Below are 23929 nucleotides of genomic sequence, written 5' to 3'. Positions count from 1 at the left end.
ATCCCCGATTTATAGATGCATTAATTGTCTGAATTCTTTAACTTTGCTGCGGCTGACAGGCACTTCAAAATCCAGATCTTTCAGTCGCAGAATGTAGGTGTTATTAAACCACGGTTCGATTTCGCGGATTTTGTTCAGATTGACACAAAATGAGCGATGGCAGCGGAAAAAATGCGACGGCGGCAATTTGCTGCAAAACTCGGTGATGTTCATCGGCATCACGTAGGATTCACGCCGCGTATAGACAAAGGTCATTTTTTCGTGCGCTTCGGCGTAATAGATATCATTAATTGGCGTGACGATAATTCGCTCATCTTTCACCAGATTAATGGTGTCATTCTCCCGCGTTACTGTTACCGCAGGCGTACTGCTGGTTTGCTGTTGCTGCCAGGCCGCTTCCAGTTTTTGTAGCATCCCGGTGATGCGTGATTCCTGATACGGTTTGAGAATGTAGTCAAACGCCTCCAGTTCAAACGCTTCTACCGCATGTTCTTTCCACGCGGTGATAAACACAATAAACGGTTTATGGGCGAACTGGCTGATGTTTTGCGCCAGCAGCACGCCATCCAGCGACGGAATATTGATATCCAGAAAAATGGCGTCGACGCGGTTATGTTGCAAAAACTTCAACACGTCCAGACCGTCGTCAAAGGTGCCGACAATCTCCATCTGGCTATGCTCTTTAATTAGCCAGCTCAGTTCCTGTTGCGCCAGGAATTCGTCTTCAACAATGATGACTTTCACAATATCACTCCGGCTCAAAGCAATAACGTAGCCTGTGAGGCGACAGGGGTGCGTTGGTTAGGAATGTAAAACGCAATTTCCGTTCCGGGTTCCAGACGGCGGATATGCAGCCCCTCGCCATACAATAACTTCACGCGATGATGCACATTCAACAGGCCTATTTTATTACCTGGCATTTCGTTCGCTTCGACTCGTTCAATCACTTGTGGATCGATGCCATGCCCGGTATCTCTGACCGCAATGCGGACCCGATTACCGCACTCTGCGACGCTAATAGTTACAACACCTTTTCCTTTACAGGGTTGAATGCCGTGGACAATGGCGTTCTCCACCAACGGCTGAATCAGCAGGCTGGGAATACAGCAATTCACCTCTTCATCAATATCATAGATAACCGTCAGCTTGTCACCAAAGCGGGCCTGCTCAATGGCGATATAGTCTTTGATTTGATATAGCTCTTTTTTAATATCGATTTGCTCATCGTCTTTTAATTCAATGTTATAGCGTAGATAACGCGACAGATTAAAGATCAACTGGCGAGCGGTATCTGGATTCAGACGAATCGATGAGGAGATTGCGTTCAGTGCGTTAAACAGGAAATGGGGATTAATTTTACTTTGCAGGGCGCGAAGCTCTGCCTTATTTGCCATTTCACGTAACTGCTCGGCACGGGAAACCTCCAGTTGGGTGGAGATAATTTGCGACAGTCCTACCGCCATCTCCTGTAATGAGGACGTAATCTGGTGCGCGTGGCAGTAGTAAATTTTCAGCGTTCCGGTCACAACGCCTTTCTCCCACAATGGGATCACCAGCATCGAGTGGATTTCCGGTGTGCGGTGGGCTTCATCATTGTTTTTAATGATGATTTTCCCATAATTCATCGCCTGACGCGTCGTTGGGCTAATGAAGTCATCGCCATTCTGGTAGTTATGCTCGCCCACACCGACATAGGCCAGCACATGCTCGGTATTGGTAATTGCCACCGCGTCGGCGTGAATGTCGTCACGGATAATTTCACAGACTTTACGTAACGATTCGCTATTCACGTGACGAAACAGCGGCAGGGTTTTATTGGCAATATCCAGCGCCAGCTTGGCCTGCCGCGCAGCGCTGGCCTCTTTTTCGCCTTCAACGCTTTGCACCAGCAGTACAATAAAGCCGATACAGACACTGCCGAGGATCATCGGAATCCCGATTTTGGAGACGATATCCAGCCCCAGCTCGGTGGTTGGTGCCCAGACAATCACCAGAATCATGGTTAGTGTTTCGCAGAGCATACCGCCCAGAATACCGACGCGCCAACGCTGCGCTTTGGGGATTTTCAGGTTAATCCAGCCAGAAATACAGCCCGCCAGAATACTGGTGATAAAGCAGGGGATCGCCGTCACGCCTCCAATATCAATAAGATAGCGGTGAATCCCGGCTATTACGCCGGTAATGATGCCCACCCACGGGCCAAATAAAATCCCGCCTGACATTACCGCAATAATACGCACGTTAACCAGCGAGCCTTCCACCGGCACGCCGGACCAGGTGCTGAACAGGGCGAACAACGAGAAAATGGCGGTAACGGCAAGCAACTCTTTTGGTGAGTGCGCCGACTTGTGTAACAACTCGCGAAACAGGCGGATACGAATAAGGAAGAACAGGCAGATAAGCATTAACGCTGCCCGATCGAAGACCGCCAGCAGCATGTTGAATATTTCGTGCACGGGTAACTCTGGATAAGGATTAAACCTCTATGATAGGTAACCTGAGGGCTGATGACCAGCAGACCATTTTTGAGGAAAAACCACAAATTTAAAAGGGGATTGTCAGGTAAATGGTGCATTGGCAATACATATCTTGATAATGCACATCAGGTTGGTAAATTTATTGAAATTATAATGTTAATTAATGTGGTGGTGTTTTCTTGGGAAAAGATGAGAATTTCCTGTTTTATTACTGATGTTCCTCTTTTATGGCAGCAAAAATTTTTTTGCTAAAACGCTCGACAGACAGATTTTATTCAGGCTATTTTCAAAACAGCCACCTATCGTGGTAGCGTCGCTCGGACGGTCCGGGCGCTCACGTTAATCTGAGGAAATTATGGCTGACACTCGCCCTGAACGTCGCTTTACGCGTATTGATCGTCTCCCGCCTTACGTTTTTAACATTACCGCTGAACTGAAAATGGCTGCGCGTCGGCGCGGCGAAGATATTATCGATTTCAGTATGGGTAACCCTGACGGCGCAACTCCGCCGCATATTGTTGAAAAGTTATGCACTGTAGCACAGCGCCCGGATACGCACGGTTACTCCACTTCACGCGGCATTCCACGGTTACGTCGCGCCATTTCCCGCTGGTATCAGGATCGTTACGACGTTGAAATCGACCCGGAATCAGAAGCCATCGTCACCATTGGCTCGAAAGAGGGGCTGGCGCACCTGATGCTGGCGACGCTGGATCACGGTGACACGGTGCTGGTGCCTAATCCCAGCTACCCGATTCATATCTATGGTGCGGTGATTGCCGGGGCGCAGGTACGTTCAGTACCGCTGGTGGAGGGTGTTGATTTTTTCAATGAACTGGAACGTGCTATTCGCGAGAGTTATCCGAAACCGAAGATGATGATCCTCGGCTTCCCGTCGAACCCAACCGCGCAATGCGTGGAACTGGAGTTCTTCGAAAAGGTTGTTGCGCTGGCGAAACGCTACGATGTGCTGGTGGTTCATGACCTGGCTTATGCCGATATCGTCTACGATGGCTGGAAAGCGCCGTCAATTATGCAGGTTCCGGGCGCACGCGACGTAGCGGTCGAGTTCTTTACGCTGTCGAAAAGTTACAACATGGCAGGCTGGCGTATCGGCTTTATGGTTGGCAACAAAACGCTGGTCAGCGCGTTGGCACGCATCAAAAGCTATCACGATTACGGCACCTTTACACCGTTGCAGGTGGCGGCTATTGCGGCGCTGGAAGGCGATCAGCAGTGTGTGTGCGACATTGCCGAACAGTATAAGCGCCGTCGCGATGTGCTGGTAAAAGGGCTGCATGAAGCGGGCTGGATGGTCGAAATACCGAAAGCCTCAATGTATGTTTGGGCAAAAATCCCGGAACCATATGCAGCGATGGGCTCTCTGGAATTTGCCAAAAAGCTGCTCAATGAAGCGAAGGTTTGCGTCTCGCCGGGTATCGGTTTTGGTGACTACGGTGACACCCATGTACGCTTTGCGTTAATTGAAAACCGTGACCGCATTCGTCAGGCTGTCAGAGGTATCAAAGCAATGTTCCGCGCTGATGGCTTACTGCCAGCCAGCAGTAAACATATTCACGAAAACGGCGAATAAATGTATTCTCAGAAAAGCAAACAGGAGCCAGACGGCTCCTGTTTTTCATTGCACAGTTTGCTTTTAGATCATCAGGGCAAAAGTACCGGCCCAAACGATGACCATAAAAGAAATGCCCATAAAGAAATATTTCACTTTACATCTCTCCGCGTAATTACTGTTACGCCTGAATGACTTCACTACATCTGGTACAGTGAGTTGACACCGGGCAAAACGACCTTAAAAGTCCTCAGCTTTGCCGTGGGCATCATCCCAGAATTCTGAGCTGATTTGCTCGAGACGGCGCTAATGTACGCCTAAAACTAAATTGAAACAAGTGGCATTTTCTTATTTACTTTTAGTAACTTACGAGTGTCTCATATCGACGACAGTTTAATTTCTGCCAGTAATAATTCACGATTTAGCGAAGGGAAAAGCCTTAAGAAAAAAGCCATAAAAACCATTGAGTTATTGTGGCTAATTTGAAGAGGGAAAGAGAACGGGTCGTTTGTTAAACGTATAACGACGCTTCACCCACCGGACGTGTTTTGAAGCGGCGGTGGATCCAGAGATATTGCTCCGGTGCACGCATAATCTCTTTCTCAATAACCTTGTTCATATAAGCGGCAGCCTGACATTCATCAGTCGGGTAACCTTCCATTTCTGGGGTGATATACAAACGGTATCCGCTGTAATCGGCTTTTCGAACCATTGTCACAGTCAACATGGCGGAACCTGAAAGGCGAGACAATACGTAGGTGCCATTGGTTGTTGCGACATTTTCTACCGCAAAGAACGGGGCGAAGGAGCTACCCTTACGACCATAATCCTGGTCGGGGGCAAACCATACGGCTTCACCTTTTTTCAAAGCGCCGACAATACCGCGCAGATTATTTCTGCCGATCATCGCTTTGTTAGAGCGCATGCGACCACGAGTCTGCACCCATTCCATCAACTGGTTATTATGCGGACGATAAGTTGCCATCATTGGCTGGCAAAGTCCCATTACGCGGCCACCCAGTTCCAGCGACATAAAATGTACGCCGACGACCATTACGCCACGATTTTGCATTTGTGCGCGTTGCAGGTTATCCAGGCCTTCGACATCAAACCACTTACGCACGCGACGATCGGGCCAGAACCACGCCATTCCGGTTTCAACCAGCGCCATACCAAGCGAGCGAAAGTTTTCGGCAATGATCTTCTCGCGTTCTTCAGAAGAATGCTGCGGGAAACAAAGTTCAAGGTTTTTACGCGCGATGGATTCGCGACGTTTCAGAAATGGTCTGGCCATCGTGCCGATACGTGTGCCAAGAAAGCACAGAACAGGATAAGGAAGTTGTACCCAAAGCCAGAGTACGCCAAGACCAAACCACGTGAGCCAGTAGCGAGGATGGAGAAACTCGCGGGAAAATTTGCGTTGTGGAAACATAGTTACCTTCTGTAGATACTAATTGTTGTATCGCAGAAGATTCCATGTCGACAGCGGTACACTCAATATATTAGGCCATCATGTACGACAATGGTTCCTGTAAAGAGTGTAAAGACTAGCCAGGACAAAACCACGAGGAGCATGAATGCGGTACTTCTACTGTAACACTGGCAGATCGTTTTCAGCCACTTTTTATTAATCATGCTGAATAAATATTTTTCCACCTGACAAAGAACCGTTTGTAACACCTTGTTTTAACTCCACTGCTGGTCGGGTAAGAGAAGAATGTTGATAAATTGTTGCATAAATTGCAAGTATATAAGGATTGTCTTACTATAAAAGTAACTGAAGTTACAGGTTTTTTAGCACGGCAGGAGGTTGAGCTATGATTTATTTATGGATGTTTCTCGCGCTTTGCATTGTCTGTGTTAGTGGGTATATCGGTCAGGTACTGAATATAGCATCTGCCGTTTCTTCTTTTTTTGGCATGGTGATCCTTGCCGCACTCATTTATTACTTCACTATGTGGTTAACTGGCGGTAATGAGCTGGCAACGGGGATATTTATGTTTCTTGCCCCGGCTTGTGGCTTGATGATCCGCTTTATGGTGGGGTATGGAAGGCGGTAATGAGGGGAAGATATGGTGTCCCCTGCAGGAATCGAACCTGCAATTAGCCCTTAGGAGGGGCTCGTTATATCCATTTAACTAAGAGGACAATGCGGCATGAGTATAACCGCTATTAAACAGCGGAGTAAGTACACCGCCGCTCGATTGCTTAAACCCTCGCCACTTACACCGGGTTTTTATCATTTTTCTTAATAGTTTCCGCACATTCTGCTTTCTGGCGGGCCTCTTCTTTACGCTTGTTACTCATATCGTTGCGGATCTGTGCATGGCTCATTAACGCGAAGATGAAAGTGCCGCCGCAAATATTCCCCGCCAGAGTAGGTAGCGCAAATGGCCAGATGAAATCGCTCCAGTGCAGCGTGCCGTTAAATACCAGATAGAGGATCTCTACAGAACCCACGACGATGTGAGTGGTGTCACCCAGGGCGATAAGCCACGTCATTAATATAATTACCACAATCTTTGCCGCTCCTGCCGCAGGGAACATCCATACCATTGTGGCTATCAGCCAGCCGGAGATAATCGCGTTGGCAAACATCTCGCTGGGGGTGTTTTTCATTACATCCATGCCGATTTTGACAAACGCATCGCGGGTTTCTTCATTAAAGATAGGCATATACTCAAACGCCCACGCCGCAATACCTGTTCCAAGAATATTACCCAGCAGCACGACGCCCCATAACCGCATCAGTAAGCCGATGTTGCCGATAGTCGGTTTTTGCATTACCGGCAGTACCGCAGTTACGGTATTCTCAGTAAATAATTGCTGGCGTGCCATAATGACGATAATAAAACCAAAGGTATAACCCAGATTCTCCAGCAAAAAACTCCCCGGTACACCTTCCAGTTCGACATGAAATATACCTTTTGCCAGTAGCGAAGCGCCCATCGACAGGCCCGCAGCAATAGCTGACCACAGTAGCGCCATTGCGTCGCGTTCCAGCTCTTTTTCGCCGTCCTGGCGGATATGCTCGTGAATAGCCATCGCTCTGGAGGGGAGTCGGTCTTCATCTATTTCTATTTTTTTCCCGCGTTCTTTTTCTTCACTCTCTACTTCAAGTTCGTCGCTGTGTTTATCTATTTTGTCGTTATCCATGGTGTCGTCTCTTGAATTAGCACGCATAGCTAAAGCGTAGCGGCTTTTTTGCTCGCAACTGGCGGGAGTTACTCTGAAAATGTATAAAAGGCCGCGTTTGCCTTTTTCTGTTTCTACGGAATCAAGTAGCCTACAGGGCGGCGATTACCAGGCTATGATCAAATCAGCATTTCAGGGCGTCTGGACATCAGTTGACGTGCTGCTACAATCGCCCACACCTAAACAGGCGGATACGGTATCGTTCCGTCATGGATGGCAAACTGCATAAGCCATAAAAAGCCATAAAAAACAGGGAGACATTTATGAAGCTTCGCCTGTCGGCGCTTGCTCTGGGAACTACGCTTCTGGTGGGGTGTGCGAGTTCCGGTACAGATCAGCAAGGGCGTTCAGACCCGTTAGAAGGGTTCAACCGCACCATGTACAATTTTAACTTCAATGTGTTAGACCCGTATGTGGTTCGACCGGTAGCTGTCGCCTGGCGTGATTATGTTCCGCAACCGGCGCGTAACGGTTTGAGCAATTTTACCGGCAACCTTGAAGAACCTGCGGTGATGGTTAACTATTTCCTGCAGGGCGACCCTTATCAGGGGATGGTTCACTTTACCCGCTTTTTTCTGAACACCATTTTGGGGATGGGCGGCTTTATTGATGTTGCGGGGATGGCGAATCCGAAACTGCAACGTACTGAACCTCACCGTTTTGGTAGTACGCTCGGTCACTATGGCGTGGGCTATGGGCCGTATGTTCAGTTACCGTTCTACGGTAGTTTCACGCTGCGTGATGACGGCGGTGATATGGCAGATGCTCTTTACCCGGTACTTTCCTGGTTGACCTGGCCGATGTCTGTGGGTAAATGGACGCTTGAAGGGATTGAAACCCGTGCGCAGTTACTGGATTCCGACGGTCTGCTTCGTCAGTCGTCCGATCCTTATATTATGGTTCGCGAGGCTTACTTCCAGCGTCATGATTTCATCGCCAATGGCGGCGAACTCAAACCGCAGGAAAACCCGAACGCGCAAGCGATTCAGGATGATTTAAAAGATATCGATTCTGAATAAGATGCAAATAAAAAAGGTGAGTCGTAAAACTCACCTTTTTTCTTATTAAGCTAACGTGTTATTAGAACGCGTAGTTAAAGTTAGTCCCGAACAGCCAGGCTTTACCTTCAGACTCGAATTGATATGGACCTTCGTTGATCTTCACGCTCTGACCGTGCATATAAGAGACGCCGACATCTACAGAAGCATCTTTATTAAATGCGTAAGTAGTACCTGCGCTCAGCCAGAAACGGTCCTGATCCGGAATGGAGATAGAACGGTTCTGTGCCGGAACTGGGCTGTCATCGAAGGCAATGCCGGTACGGAAGGTCCAGTTATCATCGTAGTAATAAGTTGTACCCAACGCGATGCGGTAAGCATCTTTAAAGCCTTCATGTTTCTGGAACAGCGTGTCGCCACCGGTTGAGGTTGCTTTCAGTTGTTGGAACTGACTCCAACTGGTGTAAGCCAGGCTATAGTGAATCGCCCACTGCGGATCAACACGGTTATAACCAGACACTTCCCACATTTCAGGCAGGTTCAGCGTCAGATAACCCGACTGCGTTGCGCCACCTGTAGCACCAGGCAAACCGAGATTGTAGTTATTCAGGCCAATTGGCAAGTCGCTGCTGTAGTTACCTTTGAAGTCAATTTTTACCTCAGAACGGTAGGTCAACGCGTAGCGGTTGTTTTTATCCAGTTCATACAGGATCCCGGCGTTCCAGCCAAAGCCCCACTGGTTGCCGTTCAGATGAGCAATTTTGGTGTTACTTTCAATATCATTAGCGGCTGCAGCCAGCGCTTGTCCCTGTGGTGTCCGTCCGGCGGGAGATTGCATAATCTGACCAGCAACCAGTTGCCCCAGATCACCTGCAAAACGTTCAATTTTTGCACGAGCATAGACGGCGTTAAGACCAAGACCGAAACTCCAGGCGTTGTTTAAGCGGTAGGCACCGCTTAAATTCATATTCACGGTTTCGAGGTCGGTTGTACCACCGACAGAACCGCCTGCATAAGTGTCATTAAACTCTGTCGCCAGACCATAGTTAGAGGTAATGGAAGCCCCCCAACCAAATTGGTCGTTAATCGGCGCAACAAAGTGTGCGTTCGGAACCCATGCTGTAGGTGCGATGTTATCCGCGTCGAGGCTACGACCAGACGGAGAAGTTCCGCTGATATTCACATCCGGATCAATATAAACCGCACCCGCAGAAAAAGTCGGGCGGTCAAACATGGTAATCAACGCGGGGTTACGGCTGACATTACCAGCATCATCGGCAATAGCGCCTTCCCCTGAATAAGCCCGACCCAGGCCAGAGGAAGAAAATTCGTTTAACTGAAAGCCTGCCGACCAGGCCTGGGTGGAGATAAGTGCCACTGCGACTGCGAGAGCAGACTTTGTAAACAGGGTTTTCTGGCTCATGACCATAACCTCAATAATTTATTTTTATACAAACTATGTTACGTGCTGTAACAGGAGCGCGAAGTGTAGGGGCTGATGTACATCTTAGAAATCAGACCAGTGGCGAGAGTATAGGTCTGACCAGATGGAATGTTGCAAGTATGTTTCTATATTTTTTCAAATATGATCTAAGAAACGCGATCCAGTTGGCAAAATTTGGAGGTGGCGCACTCATTCATCCAGGTGAATTTTGTTTTAGATCATTTTTAAGTGTGATTTCGGTCACTTATCTGATTTTGCAGAATTAACAACTGGAGCAGCACTTTTCAGAAGCGTAAAATATCCGTAACGTTTATCTGGCACCTTGGGTGCACATACAGAGGAAATCAACGATGAGTAAATGTAGTGCTGATGAAACCCCGGTTTGCTGCTGTATGGATGTTGGCACCATTATGGACAACTCCGATTGCACCGCGTCTTACAGCCGCGTGTTTGCAAACCGCGCAGAAGCAGAACAAACGCTGGCGGCGCTGACTGAAAAAGCCCGTAGCGTAGAATCCGAACCATGCAAAATCACCCCGACTTTCACTGAAGAGTCTGACGGTGTTCGCCTGGATATTGATTTCACTTTTGCCTGCGAAGCTGAAATGCTGATTTTCCAGTTGGGTCTGCGTTAATTCCTCTCGGGTACATACGCCCCTGCCAGGTTGTTGGCAGGGGCGTTTTATTTTCTCTTCTTCTTTTCTCTCTGTGTCATAGCTCCCACTTTCCCTTTTCTCCACTTGGCTAAATGTAAAAAAATAGTTAAGACTATGATCAGGTCAGACCACTTTATGTCTTTTTTTACAGGGGAGTGTTATGGGTCAGGTTTTACCGCTGGTTACTCGCCAGGGCGATCGCATCGCCATCGTTAGCGGGTTACGTACGCCTTTTGCTCGCCAGGCAACGGCTTTTCATGGCATTCCCGCTGTTGATTTGGGGAAGATGGTCGTCGGTGAGCTGCTGGCACGTAGTGAGATCCCCGCCGAAGTGATTGAACAACTGGTCTTTGGTCAGGTTGTGCAAATGCCAGAGGCTCCCAATATTGCGCGTGAAATTGTTCTTGGCACTGGAATGAACGTCCATACCGACGCATACAGCGTCAGCCGAGCTTGCGCTACCAGTTTCCAGGCGGTTGCGAACGTGGCCGAAAGCCTGATGGCGGGAACCATCCGCTCCGGTATTGCTGGCGGGGCCGATTCCTCTTCGGTATTGCCAATTGGCGTCAGTAAAAAACTGGCGCGCGTGTTGGTTGATGTCAACAAAGCCCGCACGCTGAGCCAGCGTCTTAAACTCTTCTCCAGCTTGCGTTTGCGTGACTTAATGCCTGTTCCGCCTGCGGTAGCGGAATATTCCACCGGTTTGCGAATGGGCGATACCGCCGAACAAATGGCGAAAACCTACGGTATCACCCGCGAACAGCAAGATGCACTGGCGCACCGTTCGCACCAGCGTGCTGCCCAGGCATGGTCAGAAGGCAAACTCAAAGAAGAGGTGATGACCGCCTTTATCCCTCCTTATAAACAACCCCTCGCGGAAGACAACAATATTCGCGGTAATTCCACGCTTGCTGATTACGCAAAACTGCGTCCGGCATTTGACCGTAAACACGGAACGGTAACTGCGGCGAACAGTACGCCTCTGACCGATGGCGCGGCGGCAGTGATCCTGATGACCGAATCGCGAGCGAAAGAATTAGGGCTGGTGCCGCTGGGATATCTGCGCAGTTACGCGTTTACCGCTATTGATGTCTGGCAGGACATGTTGCTCGGTCCGGCCTGGTCAACGCCGCTGGCGCTGGAGAGAGCAGGCCTGACGATGGCCGATCTGACATTGATTGATATGCATGAAGCATTTGCCGCCCAGACGCTGGCAAATATTCAGTTGCTGGGTAGCGAACGTTTTGCCCGCGATGTGCTGGGGCGTGCACATGCCACTGGCGAAGTGGACGATAGCAAATTTAACGTGCTTGGCGGTTCCATTGCTTATGGTCATCCCTTCGCGGCAACCGGCGCGCGGATGATTACCCAGACATTACACGAACTTCGCCGTCGCGGCGGTGGATTTGGTTTAGTGACCGCCTGTGCCGCAGGTGGACTTGGTGCGGCAATGGTTCTGGAGGCGGAATAATGGAAATGGTATCGGCTTTTACCCTCAATGTACGTCTGGACAATATTGCCGTCATCACCATTGACGTTCCCGGCGAAAGAATGAATACCCTGAAGGCAGAGTTTGCCTCGCAGGTGCGCGCCATTATTAAACAACTCCGCGAAAATAAAGAACTTCGAGGCGTAGTGTTTATCTCCACTAAACCGGACAACTTTATTGCCGGTGCAGACATCAACATGATTGGCAACTGCAAAACCGCGCAAGAAGCGGAAGCACTGGCGCGGCAGGGCCAACAGTTGATGGCGGAAATTCATGCTTTGCCAGTTCCTGTTATTGCCGCCATTCACGGCGCTTGCCTGGGCGGTGGTCTGGAGTTGGCACTGGCGTGCCACGGTCGTATCTGTACAGACGACCCTAAAACCGTGCTCGGCTTGCCGGAAGTACAACTTGGGTTGTTACCTGGTTCAGGCGGCACCCAGCGTTTACCGCGCCTGATCGGCGTCAGCACAGCACTAGAGATGATCCTCACTGGCAAGCAACTACGGGCAAAGCAGGCGTTAAAGCTGGGGCTGGTGGATGACGTCGTTCCGCATTCTATTTTACTGGAAGCCGCTGTAGAGCTGGCGAAGCAGGAGCGTACAGTTTCTCGGACTCTCCCGATTCGTGAACGAGTGATGGCCGGGCCATTAGGTCGTGCGCTGTTATTCAAAATGGCAGGCAAGAAAACAGAACAGAAAACCCAGGGCAACTACCCGGCGACAGAACGCATTCTTGAGGTTATCGAAACAGGATTAGCGCAGGGCTCCAGTAGCGGTTATGACGCTGAAGCACGAGCCTTTGGCGAACTGGCAATGACATCGCAATCACAGGCTCTGCGTAATATCTTTTTTGCCAGTACCGACGTGAAGAAAGATCCTGGCAGCGATGTTGCCCCCGCCCCATTAAATAGCGTGGGGATATTAGGTGGTGGCTTGATGGGCGGTGGTATTGCTTACGTTACAGCCGGTAAAGCGGGGCTACCTGTAAGAATTAAAGATATCAACGCCCAGGGCATAAATCATGCTTTGAAATACAGTTGGGATCAGTTGGAGGGGAAAGTGCGCCGCCGGCATATCAAAGCCAGTGAACGCGACAAACAATTGGCGCTGATTTCAGGTTCTATGGATTATCACGGTTTTTCCCATCGCGATCTGATTATTGAAGCAGTGTTTGAAAATCTCGAATTAAAACAACAGATGGTGGCGGAAGTGGAGCAAAACTGCGCCCCTCATACAATTTTTGCCTCCAATACCTCATCTTTACCGATTAGCGATATTGCCGCTCACGCCTCACGACCAGGGCAGGTTATCGGCCTGCATTTCTTCAGCCCGGTAGAAAAAATGCCGCTGGTAGAAATCATTCCTCACGCCGGGACATCGGCGCAAACCCTCGCCACTACGGTAAAACTGGCGAAAAAACAGGGCAAAACGCCAATCGTGGTGCAGGATAAAGCCGGATTTTACGTTAATCGCATTCTGGCACCTTACATTAATGAAGCTATCCGCATGTTGACCGAAGGTGAGCGTGTTGAGCACATTGATGCCGCACTGGTTAAATTTGGTTTTCCGGTGGGACCAATCCAACTTTTGGATGAGGTAGGAATCGACACAGGGACTAAAATTATTCCTGTACTGGAAGCAACTTATGGAGAACGTTTTAGTGCGCCTGCAAATGTTGTTTCTTCAATTTTGAACGACGATCGCAAAGGTAGAAAAAATGGCCGGGGTTTCTATCTTTACCGCCAAAAAGGGCGTAAAAGCAAAAAACAGGTTGATCCCGCCATTTACCCGTTGATTGGCGCGCAAGGGCAGGGGCGACTGTCCGCACCGCAGGTTGCTGAACGGTGTGTGATGTTGATGCTGAATGAAGCAGTACGTTGTCTGGACGAGCAGGTTATCCGTAGCGTGCGAGACGGGGATATTGGCGCAGTATTTGGAATTGGTTTTCCGCCATTTCTCGGTGGTCCGTTCCGCTATATCGATTCTCTCGGCGCGGGCGAAGTGGTTGCAATAATGCAACGACTGGCCGCGCAATATGGTTCCCGTTTTACCCCTTGCGAGCGTTTACTTGAGATGAGTGAGCATGGGGAAAGTTTTTGGAAAACAACTGCAACTGACCTGCAATAAGAAGGTCAAAGCTATATGAATCCGCGCTGAATGGTGGAGCTTTGGTTAAAATGTAAACGCATATTGACTATACTTACGCCATTGAGGTAAAAAACAGCGTTTCATTCGGTGAATGGATAAGGCACAATGCCGGCCACCGTCTTCTTTCTCTGGTTTCAGATGAAAGAAGACGGGTGAATCTGGTTAACAAAAGCGGTGCAATATGCAAGTTTTTATCATGCGTCACGGCGACGCAGCCCTCGATGCCGCCAGTGATTCGGTTCGTCCTCTGACCACTAACGGTTGTGACGAATCTCGCCTGATGGCGAACTGGCTGAAAGGTCAAAAAGTGGAAGTCGAACGTGTTCTGGTGAGCCCGTTCCTGCGAGCCGAGCAAACTCTGGATGTCGTAGGTGATTGTATGGAACTGCCATCCAGTGTCGAAGTTCTGCCAGAATTGACGCCCTGCGGCGATGTCGGTCTGGTTAGTGCTTATCTTCAGGCATTGACCAACGAGGGAGTCGGGTCGGTACTGGTTATCTCTCACTTACCCTTAGTCGGTTATCTGGTAGCCGAGTTATGTCCGGGCGAAACGCCGCCTATGTTTACCACTTCAGCTATTGCCAGCGTAACGCTTGATGAAAGCGGAAAAGGCGAATTTAACTGGCAGATGAGCCCGTGTAATTTGAAAATGGCAAAAGCGATATAATTACGCAACGTTTATATCGCATATCAACTTTCAGAGAGCCACTTAAGTGGCTCTTGTTGTATTGAATGTCAGGGAAGTTCTGGCGGCAGCCACTCTTCCACTTCAATCAATACCAATAACGCCGCGTCGCCGCCGTACTCTTTTGGTGCCTGGTGAAATGCCATCACATGCGGATGCTGTGCCAGCCACAGCGGTGTTTGTTGCTTCAAAATATGCTTACCGTGCCCATGCATCACACAGGCGCAAAACACATGTTCACGGCGACAGGCGGCAATTAATGCGCCCAGTTCCTGTTTGGCTTGTAGCTGCGTCAGGCCGTGCAAATCAAGAAACAACTCCGGCGAATAATCACCGCGTCGCAGTTTCTTCGCCTCAAAATGACTGACATCCGGGCGGACATATTTAACCGGGCCTTCGGTATTTAATAACGGCTGAAATTCATCAGAGAAATAATGGCTGGCATCAGCCTGCTCCTGAATCAACCGCTTGACCGGCACTTCGCTGACTTTTTTTCGTTGTGGTCGATGGACAATCGTGTCCTGCTTAATCTTGCGAGTACCCGCCATCAACTGGCGAAACAAGGCCTGATCCTCCTCGCTGAGAGTTGTTTTCTTTTTCATCTATGCATCTCTATTTTATTTTTCCTACAGTTTACCCGACTCGTAGCGCAATCGATCGGCCAAAACATAATTTTCCTGCGTCATTGCCGCGTGAATGCTGATTTATCGTCATCTTCATGGCAAACTAGCCGCCGAAATTAATGCGACCATGCCCTGGAGGAATACGTGGATAAAATTTTCGTTGATGAAGCAGTAAATGAACTGCAAACCATTCAGGACATGTTGCGCTGGTCGGTTAGCCGCTTCAGCGCGGCAAATATCTGGTACGGTCATGGCACCGACAACCCGTGGGACGAAGCGGTGCAACTGGTATTGCCGTCGCTCTACCTGCCGCTGGATATTCCGGAAGATATGCGCAACGCCCGCCTGACCTCCAGCGAAAAACACCGTATTGTTGAGCGCGTGATCCGCCGCGTCAACGAGCGCGTTCCGGTTGCCTATCTGACCAACAAAGCCTGGTTCTGCGGCCATGAATTTTACGTCGATGAACGCGTGCTGGTGCCGCGTTCACCGATTGGTGAACTGATCAACAATAAATTTGCCGGACTTATCAGCAAGCAACCGCAACATATTCTGGATATGTGTACCGGTAGTGGCTGCATTGCTATTGCCTGCGCTTATGCCTTCCCGGAAGCGGAAGTCGACGCGGTGGACATCTCTCCCGACGCGCTGGCGGTAGCCGAACAGAACATTGAAGAACATGGTCTGATCCACAACGTCATACCGATTCGTTCCGATCTGTTCCGTGATTTGCCGAAAGTGCAGTACGACCTGATCGTCACCAACCCGCCGTATGTCGATGCGGAAGATATGTCCGACCTGCCAAACGAATACCGTCACGAGCCGGAGCTGGGGCTGGCGTCTGGCACTGATGGCCTGAAACTGACACGTCGCATTCTCGGCAACGCGGCGGATTATCTTGCTGATGATGGTGTACTGATTTGTGAAGTCGGCAACAGCATGGTACATCTGATGGAACAATATCCGGATGTTCCGTTCACCTGGCTGGAGTTTGATAACGGTGGCGATGGTGTGTTTATGCTCACCAAAGCGCAGCTTATTGCGGCACGAGAACATTTTGGTATTTATAAAGATTAAATTTACTCGTCATTCTTCAAGTTGCATGTGCTGCGTCTGCGGGTTATTCGGCTCATCCATGGGCCTCCCCCTTTACGGGGCCGCTGCAAGTAGCGTTCAAATCCGCTCCATGCGGATTTGTCGTTCACCCCAGTCACTTACTTCTGTAAGCTCCTGGGGATTCACTCACTTGTCGCCTTCCTGCAACTTGAATTATTTAGAGTAAAAAATGCAAACACAACAATAACGGAGCCGTGATGGCTGGAAACACAATTGGACAACTCTTTCGCGTAACCACCTTCGGTGAATCGCACGGGCTTGCGCTCGGTTGCATCGTCGATGGTGTTCCGCCAGGCATCCCGCTGACGGAAGCAGACCTGCAACACGATCTCGACCGGCGTCGCCCGGGGACATCGCGCTATACCACACAGCGTCGTGAACCGGATCAGATCAAAATTCTTTCCGGCGTTTTTGAAGGTGTCACCACCGGCACCAGTATTGGCTTGTTGATCGAAAACACCGACCAGCGCTCTCAAGATTACAGCGCAATTAAAGACGTTTTCCGTCCGGGTCATGCCGATTACACCTACGAACAAAAATACGGCCTGCGCGATTATCGCGGCGGCGGACGTTCTTCCGCCCGTGAAACCGCCATGCGCGTTGCGGCTGGAGCAATTGCTAAAAAATATCTCGCCGGAAAATTTGGCATCGAAATTCGCGGCTGCCTGAGCCAGATGGGCGACATTCCACTGGAAATCAAAGACTGGTCGCAGGTTGAACAAAATCCGTTCTTCTGCCCGGACCCGGATAAAATCGACGCGTTAGATGAGTTGATGCGCGCGCTGAAAAAAGAGGGCGACTCCATCGGTGCGAAAGTGACTGTTGTTGCCAGTGGCGTACCCGCCGGACTTGGCGAACCGGTATTTGATCGCCTGGATGCTGACATCGCCCACGCGTTGATGAGCATTAATGCGGTGAAAGGCGTGGAAATTGGCGACGGTTTTGACGTGGTGGCGCTGCGTGGCAGCCAGAACCGTGACGAAATCACCAAAGAAGGTTTTCAGAGCAACCATGCGGGCGGTATTCTCGGTGGTATCAGCAGCGGGCAGCAAATCATTGCCCATATGGCGCTAAAACCGACCTCCAGCATTACCGTGCCTGGGCGTACAATTAACCGCTTTGGCGAAGAAGTTGAGATGATCACCAAAGGCCGTCACGATCCTTGTGTCGGGATCCGCGCGGTGCCGATCGCTGAAGCGATGCTGGCAATCGTTTTGATGGATCACCTGTTACGACAACGGGCGCAAAATGCCGATGTGAAGACTGATATTCCACGCTGGTAAAAAATGAACAAAACTGCGATTGCGCTGCTGGCCCTGCTTGCCAGTAGCACCAGCCTGGCAGCAACGCCGTGGCAAAAAATTACCCAACCTGTGCCGGGTAGCGCACAATCGATAGGCAGTTTTTCCAATGGCTGTATCGTCGGCGCTGACACGCTGCCGATACAGTCCGAACATTATCAGGTGATGCGTACCGATCAGCGTCGCTATTTCGGTCATCCGGATCTGGTGATGTTTATCCAGCGTCTGAGTAGCCAGGTGAACAATCTGGGTATGGGGACGGTGCTGATTGGCGATATGGGGATGCCCGCAGGTGGGCGTTTCAACGGCGGCCACGCCAGCCACCAGACCGGACTGGATGTCGATATCTTCCTGCAACTGCCGAAAACTCGCTGGACCGCCGCGCAACTTTTGCGTCCGCAGGCGCTGGATTTGGTTTCCCGTGATGGCAAGCATGTCGTCCCAACGCTGTGGAAGCCGGAAATTTTCAGTCTGATCAAACTTGCTGCGCAGGACAAAGACGTGACGCGCATTTTTGTTAATCCGGCGATTAAACAACAACTTTGCCTTGATGCAGGCACCGATCGTGACTGGTTGCGGAAAGTGCGACCCTGGTTCCAGCATCGCGCACATATGCATGTACGATTACGTTGTCCTGCCGATAGCCTGGAGTGTGAAGACCAACCTTTACCACCGCCGGGCGATGGTTGCGGGGCAGAACTGCAAAGCTGGTTTGAACCACCAAAACCGGGAACAACAAAGCCTGAGAAGAAGACACCGCCTCCGTTGCCGCCTTCCTGCCAGGCGCTACTGGATGAGCTCGTGATCTAATGGAAACGTTTAATAGCCTGTTTATGGTTTCCCCGCTGTTGCTGGGAGTTCTCTTTTTTGTCGCGATACTGGCGGGATTTATCGACTCGATTGCCGGTGGTGGTGGGTTACTCACTATTCCGGCATTGATGGCGGCGGGGATGTCTCCGGCTAACGCGCTGGCAACTAACAAACTGCAAGCCTGCGGTGGCTCTATTTCCGCCACCATCTACTTTATTCGCCGCAAAGTCGTCAGCTTAAGCGATCAGAAACTCAATATCGCCATGACCTTTGTCGGCTCGATGAGCGGCGCACTGCTGGTGCAGTATGTTAAAGCTGATGTGCTGCGGCAAATTTTACCGATTCTGGTGATTTGTATCGGTCTTTATTTCTTACTGATGCCCAAACTGGGAGAAGAAGATCGCCAGCGTCGGATGTATGGGCTGCCATTTGCGCTGGTCGCAGGGGGCTGCGTTGGTTTTTACGACGGATTCTTTGGCCCGGCAGCCGGATCGTTTTACGCACTGGCCTTCGTTACGCTGTGCGGCGTTAACCTCGCCAAAGCCACCGCCCATGCCAAATTACTTAACGCAACGTCAAACATCGGCGGTCTGCTGCTGTTTATTCTCGGCGGCAAAGTGATTTGGGCGACAGGATTCGTGATGCTGGTGGGGCAGTTCCTCGGCGCGCGTATGGGTTCAAGACTGGTGTTGAGCAAAGGACAAAAACTGATCCGCCCGATGATCGTTATCGTCTCGGCGGTGATGAGTGCCAAATTACTTTATGATAGCCATGGACAGGAGATCCTCCACTGGTTGGGGATGAACTAATGAACAGTACACACCACTACGAGCAGTTGATTGAAATTTTTAATAGCTGCTTTGCCGATGAATTTAATACCCGTCTGATTAAAGGCGACGACGAACCGATCTATCTTCCTGCTGATGCGGAAGTTCCATATAACCGAATCGTCTTTGCTCATGGCTTTTACGCCAGTGCTATCCACGAGATTTCGCACTGGTGTATTGCCGGGAAAGCGCGCCGTGAACTGGTTGATTTTGGTTACTGGTATTGCCCTGACGGACGCGATGCCCGGACGCAAAGCCAGTTTGAAGATGTTGAAGTTAAGCCGCAGGCGCTTGACTGGTTGTTCTGCGTGGCGGCGGGATATCCGTTTAACGTCAGTTGCGACAACCTGGAAGGCGACGTCGAACCGGATCGTGTGGTATTCCAACGACGGGTTCATGCGCAGGTGATGGATTATCTGGCGAACGGTATTCCTGAACGTCCGGCACGCTTCATAAAAGCATTACGAAATTATTATCACACGCCGGAACTTACGGCGGAACAGTTCCCGTGGCCGGAAGCGCTCAACTGAAGCCAGCGCCACGTTTACAATGAGGAAAGAAGATGATCGCGGAGTTTGAATCACGCATTCTGGCATTAATCGACGGTATGGTTGACCATGCCAGTGATGATGAGTTGTTTGCCAGTGGGTATTTGCGTGGCCACCTGACGTTAGCCATCGCAGAACTGGAAAGTGGTGATGACCACTCCGCCCAGGCGGTGCATACAACCGTTAGCCAGAGTCTGGAGAAAGCAATTGGTGCGGGTGAATTGTCGCCACGCGATCAGGCGCTGGTGACCGATATGTGGGAACACCTGTTTCAGCAGGCTTCACAGCAGTAAGTTGTGGCGTCTGGAGCACCATGCCTGATGCGACGCTCACCGCGTCTTATCAGGCCTACAGGTCACACGTGGGTCGGATAAGGCGTTCACGCCGCATCCGACATTGGGAGCACCATGCCTGATGCGACGCTTACCGCGTCTTATCAGGCCTACAGGTCACACGTAGGTCGGATAAGGCGTTCACGCCGCATCCGGCAAACAATGCCAAAGCAGATTACCCTACCTTAACCGCTTTACCCTTCAATAACTTCCGTACCCATAACCGATTTGGATTTAATGCCGCCAGCGTACTGGCATCCATCGGAACAGGTTCTTCACTCATCTGTGCCGCCAGAATCTCGGCGCACAGCGGGGCAGAGCACAAACCGCGCGAACCCAAAGCAGCAAGCATAAAGAGATCGTCATAGACTGGTGCGCTTACCGCTTCATCTTTCTGTTCCGCCAGCGAGGTATATTCCGCGAGCGTGGCGTCATAATCGGGGACATTTCCCACCATGGGCAGATGATCGCGCGTGGCACAACGTACACCACAACGAGCCTCTTTATCACTGACATCAACTTCTTTCGTCCACTGCGCCTGCGGGAAGCAATCAATCAACCGTTGGCGATTCTGCTGCTGATCGTCCTCACTGTAGGTCGTATCTTCACTACCGCGGTGATAACTGGCACCAATACAATGGTGCTGATTCGCCGGATTTTGTGGTGTGAGATAACCGTCATAGCACAGCACCTGCTTCAGTTTCGCCAGTTCCGGCGTTGTCGGAATATGACTGACCTGTCCGGCAACCGAATACACCGGTAGAGGTGACGTCTGGCTGAATCGGCTGATTTGATGCCCGTTCGCCAGTACCACCACGCTATGCATCACCTGCTGATGATCTGCAAATGTCAGTTGCCACCCGTCATCCTTACGCAATAAATCCTGCAACTGATGTTGATAACGAATCTGCAAACCTTGCTGTTCCGCCTGTTCCAGTACATTACGGGTAAGTTCTGCCGGACATAGCCAGCCGCCTTGCGGATAAGTAATACCGCCACAATTTGTCGCAACACCTGTAATGTTTTCAACCTCATTTGCGTTGACCGCCATCGCCAGATCTGCGGGTAAATCCATCGATAACATCTGCGCGATTTTGTGCTGGCTTTTCTCATCCCAGGCTAGCTGCGTTACGCCGCACCAGTCATGATTAAATTTAACGGGTAATTGACCGTAAAGCCGACGGGCAAAAGTAAATGCATTAGAGAAAAAGCGGTTCAGCGCCTCATCGTGTTTGCTTAATAACGGATACAGCGCTCCCTGACGATTACCAGAAGCACCAAGCGCGGGAGCGTTATCCGCGCAGTAAAGCGTTACCTGCCAGCCGCGCCGCAACAGCGCCAGTGACAACAACGCGCTGGCGATACCGCCGCCAATAATCGCCACTTCCCGTTTGTTGCTACCTGTGCGATTAAACCACGGTGCGGAAGAGGGCAGTGATAATGTCTGTTCCATCACGCCGCAAAGCATCTCCCGTTTCCGCCCAAAACCCTTACGCTTTTGCATCGTGAATCCAGCTTCCTGCAAGCCCCGGCGGACAAAACCGGCAGACGTGAAGGTTGCCAGCGTGCAGCCAGGACGTGCCAGACGCGCCATGGCGTTAAACAGATTTTGCGTCCACATATCCGGGTTTTTCGCTGGCGCAAAGCCGTCCAGAAACCAGGCATCCACTTTTTGATTTAGTGAATTGTCCAGTTGGCTGGTGAGTTCGTTAATATCGCCAAACCATAAATCCAGCGTTACGCGGCCTTCATCGAGCAATAAACGATGACAACCGGACAAGGGTAAAGGCCACTGCGCCTGAAGCTGTTTCGCCCACGGTGCCAGTTCTGGCCAGTGTTGATGTGCTAACGATAAATCAGCCTGGGTGAGGGGAAATTTCTCAAAACTAATGAAGTGCAATCGCTGCAATTGTGCCTGTGGATGCGCTTCGCGAAACTGATCAAATGCCTGCCATAGCGTCAGGAAGTTTAATCCGGTGCCGAAGCCGCTCTCTGCTACCACAAACAGAGGATGTGGATGTGTGGGAAAACGTGCCTCTAATTGGTTACCCCCCAGAAAAACATAACGCGTCTCTTCCAGTCCGTTATCGTTGGAAAAATAGACATCGTCAAAATCTCGGGAAACAGGTGTACCCTCAGCATTAAATTCGAGGTTGGCAGGTTGTATAGCGTAGTGTTTCACGTAAGTTACTCGTCTTACAGGCGGTGGCTCGATCTTAGCGATGTGTGTCAGGCTGCGCAAATTTCTCTATAAATTGTCTGATCGGACTTGTTCGGCGTACAAGTGTACGCTATTGTGCATTCGAAACTTACTCTATGTGCGACTTACAGAGGTATTGAATGAAACGTGCAGTGATTACTGGCCTGGGCATTGTTTCCAGCATCGGTAATAACCAGCAGGAAGTCCTGGCATCTCTGCGTGAAGGACGTTCAGGGATCACTTTCTCTCAGGAGCTGAAGGATTCCGGCATGCGTAGCCACGTCTGGGGCAACGTAAAACTGGATACCACTGGCCTCATTGACCGCAAAGTTGTGCGCTTTATGAGCGACGCATCCATCTATGCATTCCTTTCTATGGAGCAGGCAATCGCAGATGCTGGCCTCTCCCCGGAAGCTTACCAGAATAACCCGCGCGTTGGCCTGATTGCAGGTTCTGGCGGCGGTTCCCCGCGTTTCCAGGTGTTCGGTGCTGACGCAATGCGCGGCCCGCGTGGCCTGAAAGCGGTTGGCCCGTATGTGGTCACCAAAGCGATGGCATCTGGCGTTTCTGCCTGCCTCGCCACACCGTTTAAAATCCACGGTGTTAACTACTCCATCAGCTCCGCTTGTGCGACTTCCGCACACTGTATCGGTAACGCAGTCGAGCAGATCCAACTGGGCAAACAAGACATCGTGTTTGCTGGTGGTGGCGAAGAGTTGTGCTGGGAAATGGCGTGCGAATTTGACGCGATGGGCGCGCTGTCTACCAAATACAATGACACCCCGGAAAAAGCCTCCCGTACTTATGACGCTCACCGCGATGGTTTCGTTATCGCTGGCGGCGGCGGTATGGTGGTGGTTGAAGAGCTGGAACACGCGCTGGCTCGTGGTGCTCACATCTACGCTGAAATCGTTGGCTACGGCGCAACGTCTGATGGCGCAGACATGGTTGCTCCGTCTGGCGAGGGCGCGGTTCGCTGCATGAAGATGGCGATGCACGGCGTTGATACCCCAATCGACTACCTGAACTCTCACGGTACTTCGACTCCGGTTGGCGATGTGAAAGAGTTGGCAGCTATCCGGGAAGTGTTCGGTGATAATAGCCCGGCGATTTCTGCAACTAAAGCGATGACCGGTCACTCACTGGGCGCTGCGGGTGTGCAGGAAGCAATCTACTCTCTGCTGATGCTGGAACACGGCTTTATCGCCCCAAGCATTAACATTGAAGAGCTGGACGAGCAGGCTGCGGGACTGAACATCGTAACCGAAACGACCGATCGCGAGCTGACCACCGTTATGTCTAACAGCTTCGGCTTCGGCGGCACCAACGCCACGCTGGTAATGCGTAAGCTGAAAGATTAATTCTGCGACATGTCGGAGTCGGTTGGAGCAGCTCGGATAAGACGCGTAAGCGTCGCATCCGACATTACGCGCCAGCTCCGCATTCGGCAGTAACGCAAAAGGGAGCCTATGGTTCCCTTTTTCACATCATTGACAATCGCTGTTTGT

The 23929-nt window shown here is 50.7% G+C and carries 22 protein-coding genes and 1 tRNA gene; 14 read left to right on the top strand and 9 right to left on the bottom strand.

The window, feature by feature from the left end:
- Positions 1 to 9: 9 nt before the first annotated feature.
- A complete protein-coding gene (gene ypdB, locus C7B16_RS08400; protein WP_001516812.1) occupies positions 10 to 744 on the bottom strand; it encodes a two-component system response regulator YpdB in 735 nt (244 codons plus the stop codon).
- A gap of 14 nt (positions 745 to 758) precedes the next feature.
- Entirely contained in the window at positions 759 to 2456 is a 1698-nt protein-coding gene (gene ypdA / locus C7B16_RS08395; protein WP_000544386.1) for a two-component system sensor histidine kinase YpdA, read from the bottom strand.
- Between the two features lie 376 nt (positions 2457 to 2832).
- Between ypdA and alaC the strand changes: the two genes are divergently transcribed.
- Complete coding sequence (alaC, locus tag C7B16_RS08385) at positions 2833 to 4071, top strand: alanine transaminase (protein ID WP_085449113.1); 1239 nt, start codon at positions 2833 to 2835, stop codon at positions 4069 to 4071.
- Between the two features lie 63 nt (positions 4072 to 4134).
- Here alaC and ypdK read toward each other — a convergent pair whose 3' ends face one another.
- Positions 4135 to 4206, bottom strand: coding sequence for a membrane protein YpdK (ypdK, locus tag C7B16_RS08380; RefSeq protein ID WP_010723117.1), 72 nt, complete (start codon positions 4204 to 4206; stop codon positions 4135 to 4137).
- 355 nt (positions 4207 to 4561) lie between these two features.
- Positions 4562 to 5482 (bottom strand): kdo(2)-lipid IV(A) palmitoleoyltransferase, encoded by a 921-nt coding sequence (gene lpxP / locus C7B16_RS08375; RefSeq protein WP_000484419.1) that lies wholly within the window; start codon positions 5480 to 5482, stop codon positions 4562 to 4564.
- Positions 5483 to 5867: 385 nt separating this feature from the next.
- On the opposite strand from lpxP, the gene C7B16_RS08365 reads away from it, so the two are divergent.
- Positions 5868 to 6110: a YfdY family protein gene (locus tag C7B16_RS08365; protein ID WP_000639873.1), complete on the top strand. Its 243-nt coding sequence runs from the start codon at positions 5868 to 5870 to the stop codon at positions 6108 to 6110.
- A gap of 13 nt (positions 6111 to 6123) precedes the next feature.
- Here the strand turns inward: C7B16_RS08365 and C7B16_RS08360 are convergent.
- Positions 6124 to 6198: transfer RNA gene (locus C7B16_RS08360), tRNA-Arg, on the bottom strand.
- Positions 6199 to 6273: 75 nt separating this feature from the next.
- On the bottom strand, positions 6274 to 7206 hold the full coding sequence (locus C7B16_RS08355; RefSeq protein ID WP_000368110.1) for a formate/nitrite transporter family protein: 933 nt from the start codon (positions 7204 to 7206) through the stop codon (positions 6274 to 6276).
- A 302-nt stretch (positions 7207 to 7508) separates the two neighbouring features.
- On the opposite strand from C7B16_RS08355, the gene mlaA reads away from it, so the two are divergent.
- The gene (gene mlaA, locus C7B16_RS08345) at positions 7509 to 8264 is read left to right on the top strand and encodes a phospholipid-binding lipoprotein MlaA (RefSeq protein WP_000776778.1); all 756 of its coding nucleotides are present in this window, start codon (positions 7509 to 7511) and stop codon (positions 8262 to 8264) included.
- 61 nt (positions 8265 to 8325) lie between these two features.
- Here mlaA and fadL read toward each other — a convergent pair whose 3' ends face one another.
- The gene (fadL, locus tag C7B16_RS08340) at positions 8326 to 9666 is read right to left on the bottom strand and encodes a long-chain fatty acid transporter FadL (protein ID WP_001516804.1); all 1341 of its coding nucleotides are present in this window, start codon (positions 9664 to 9666) and stop codon (positions 8326 to 8328) included.
- 371 nt (positions 9667 to 10037) lie between these two features.
- Between fadL and C7B16_RS08330 the strand changes: the two genes are divergently transcribed.
- The 4 genes from C7B16_RS08330 (at position 10038) to sixA (ending at position 14646) form a co-directional block, all read left to right on the top strand.
- Entirely contained in the window at positions 10038 to 10322 is a 285-nt protein-coding gene (locus C7B16_RS08330; protein ID WP_001296261.1) for a YfcZ/YiiS family protein, read from the top strand.
- Between the two features lie 181 nt (positions 10323 to 10503).
- Positions 10504 to 11814 (top strand): acetyl-CoA C-acyltransferase FadI, encoded by a 1311-nt coding sequence (gene fadI, locus C7B16_RS08325; protein ID WP_105266021.1) that lies wholly within the window; start codon positions 10504 to 10506, stop codon positions 11812 to 11814.
- Positions 11814 to 13958, top strand: a complete 2145-nt coding sequence (gene fadJ, locus C7B16_RS08320; protein ID WP_107179568.1) for a fatty acid oxidation complex subunit alpha FadJ — start codon at positions 11814 to 11816, stop codon at positions 13956 to 13958. The genes fadI and fadJ overlap by 1 nt, the downstream gene beginning before the upstream one ends.
- A 202-nt stretch (positions 13959 to 14160) precedes the next feature.
- Entirely contained in the window at positions 14161 to 14646 is a 486-nt protein-coding gene (gene sixA / locus C7B16_RS08315) for a phosphohistidine phosphatase SixA (protein WP_001195823.1), read from the top strand.
- 68 nt (positions 14647 to 14714) lie between these two features.
- Here the strand turns inward: sixA and smrB are convergent, their stop codons facing one another.
- Positions 14715 to 15266, bottom strand: coding sequence for an endonuclease SmrB (smrB, locus tag C7B16_RS08310; protein WP_000730816.1), 552 nt, complete (start codon positions 15264 to 15266; stop codon positions 14715 to 14717).
- A gap of 165 nt (positions 15267 to 15431) precedes the next feature.
- Between smrB and prmB the strand changes: the two genes are divergently transcribed.
- The 6 genes from prmB (at position 15432) to C7B16_RS08280 (ending at position 20182) form a co-directional block, all read left to right on the top strand.
- Positions 15432 to 16364: a 50S ribosomal protein L3 N(5)-glutamine methyltransferase gene (prmB, locus tag C7B16_RS08305; protein ID WP_001516801.1), complete on the top strand. Its 933-nt coding sequence runs from the start codon at positions 15432 to 15434 to the stop codon at positions 16362 to 16364.
- 236 nt (positions 16365 to 16600) lie between these two features.
- Positions 16601 to 17686, top strand: coding sequence for a chorismate synthase (gene aroC / locus C7B16_RS08300; protein ID WP_107179567.1), 1086 nt, complete (start codon positions 16601 to 16603; stop codon positions 17684 to 17686).
- A 3-nt stretch (positions 17687 to 17689) separates the two neighbouring features.
- Positions 17690 to 18514 carry a penicillin-insensitive murein endopeptidase gene (mepA, locus tag C7B16_RS08295; protein ID WP_107179566.1) on the top strand — a complete coding sequence of 275 codons (825 nt, stop codon included), beginning with the start codon at positions 17690 to 17692 and terminating at the stop codon, positions 18512 to 18514.
- A complete protein-coding gene (locus tag C7B16_RS08290) occupies positions 18514 to 19323 on the top strand; it encodes a sulfite exporter TauE/SafE family protein (RefSeq protein ID WP_107179565.1) in 810 nt (269 codons plus the stop codon). The genes mepA and C7B16_RS08290 overlap by 1 nt, the downstream gene beginning before the upstream one ends.
- Positions 19323 to 19871, top strand: a complete 549-nt coding sequence (gene epmC / locus C7B16_RS08285) for an elongation factor P hydroxylase (protein ID WP_107179564.1) — start codon at positions 19323 to 19325, stop codon at positions 19869 to 19871. The genes C7B16_RS08290 and epmC overlap by 1 nt, the downstream gene beginning before the upstream one ends.
- A 32-nt stretch (positions 19872 to 19903) precedes the next feature.
- On the top strand, positions 19904 to 20182 hold the full coding sequence (locus tag C7B16_RS08280; protein ID WP_000559761.1) for a YfcL family protein: 279 nt from the start codon (positions 19904 to 19906) through the stop codon (positions 20180 to 20182).
- Between the two features lie 214 nt (positions 20183 to 20396).
- Here C7B16_RS08280 and mnmC read toward each other — a convergent pair whose 3' ends face one another.
- Positions 20397 to 22403: a bifunctional tRNA (5-methylaminomethyl-2-thiouridine)(34)-methyltransferase MnmD/FAD-dependent 5-carboxymethylaminomethyl-2-thiouridine(34) oxidoreductase MnmC gene (gene mnmC, locus C7B16_RS08275; protein ID WP_105267835.1), complete on the bottom strand. Its 2007-nt coding sequence runs from the start codon at positions 22401 to 22403 to the stop codon at positions 20397 to 20399.
- 158 nt (positions 22404 to 22561) lie between these two features.
- On the opposite strand from mnmC, the gene fabB reads away from it, so the two are divergent.
- Positions 22562 to 23782: a beta-ketoacyl-ACP synthase I gene (gene fabB, locus C7B16_RS08270; RefSeq protein WP_000817180.1), complete on the top strand. Its 1221-nt coding sequence runs from the start codon at positions 22562 to 22564 to the stop codon at positions 23780 to 23782.
- Positions 23783 to 23929 lie beyond the last annotated feature (147 nt).

Origin of the sequence: Escherichia sp. 20412-1 (genome assembly GCF_003027595.1) — a bacterium.
Classification (GTDB): Bacteria; Pseudomonadota; Gammaproteobacteria; order Enterobacterales; family Enterobacteriaceae; genus Escherichia; species Escherichia marmotae.
Note: the sequence above shows the minus strand (reverse complement) of the source record. Positions and strands in the feature narration are given on the sequence as shown.

Coding starts and splice junctions, on each gene's coding strand:
- C7B16_RS08280 (WP_000559761.1), top strand. CDS start 19,904: ATGATCGCGGAGTTTGAATCACGCATTCTGGCATTAATCGACGGTATG.
- lpxP (WP_000484419.1), bottom strand. CDS start 5,482: ATGTTTCCACAACGCAAATTTTCCCGCGAGTTTCTCCATCCTCGCTAC.
- mepA (WP_107179566.1), top strand. CDS start 17,690: ATGAACAAAACTGCGATTGCGCTGCTGGCCCTGCTTGCCAGTAGCACC.
- sixA (WP_001195823.1), top strand. CDS start 14,161: ATGCAAGTTTTTATCATGCGTCACGGCGACGCAGCCCTCGATGCCGCC.
- fadJ (WP_107179568.1), top strand. CDS start 11,814: ATGGAAATGGTATCGGCTTTTACCCTCAATGTACGTCTGGACAATATT.
- epmC (WP_107179564.1), top strand. CDS start 19,323: ATGAACAGTACACACCACTACGAGCAGTTGATTGAAATTTTTAATAGC.
- smrB (WP_000730816.1), bottom strand. CDS start 15,266: ATGAAAAAGAAAACAACTCTCAGCGAGGAGGATCAGGCCTTGTTTCGC.
- mlaA (WP_000776778.1), top strand. CDS start 7,509: ATGAAGCTTCGCCTGTCGGCGCTTGCTCTGGGAACTACGCTTCTGGTG.
- C7B16_RS08365 (WP_000639873.1), top strand. CDS start 5,868: ATGATTTATTTATGGATGTTTCTCGCGCTTTGCATTGTCTGTGTTAGT.
- C7B16_RS08330 (WP_001296261.1), top strand. CDS start 10,038: ATGAGTAAATGTAGTGCTGATGAAACCCCGGTTTGCTGCTGTATGGAT.
- C7B16_RS08355 (WP_000368110.1), bottom strand. CDS start 7,206: ATGGATAACGACAAAATAGATAAACACAGCGACGAACTTGAAGTAGAG.
- aroC (WP_107179567.1), top strand. CDS start 16,601: ATGGCTGGAAACACAATTGGACAACTCTTTCGCGTAACCACCTTCGGT.
- C7B16_RS08290 (WP_107179565.1), top strand. CDS start 18,514: ATGGAAACGTTTAATAGCCTGTTTATGGTTTCCCCGCTGTTGCTGGGA.
- fadL (WP_001516804.1), bottom strand. CDS start 9,666: ATGAGCCAGAAAACCCTGTTTACAAAGTCTGCTCTCGCAGTCGCAGTG.
- fabB (WP_000817180.1), top strand. CDS start 22,562: ATGAAACGTGCAGTGATTACTGGCCTGGGCATTGTTTCCAGCATCGGT.
- fadI (WP_105266021.1), top strand. CDS start 10,504: ATGGGTCAGGTTTTACCGCTGGTTACTCGCCAGGGCGATCGCATCGCC.
- alaC (WP_085449113.1), top strand. CDS start 2,833: ATGGCTGACACTCGCCCTGAACGTCGCTTTACGCGTATTGATCGTCTC.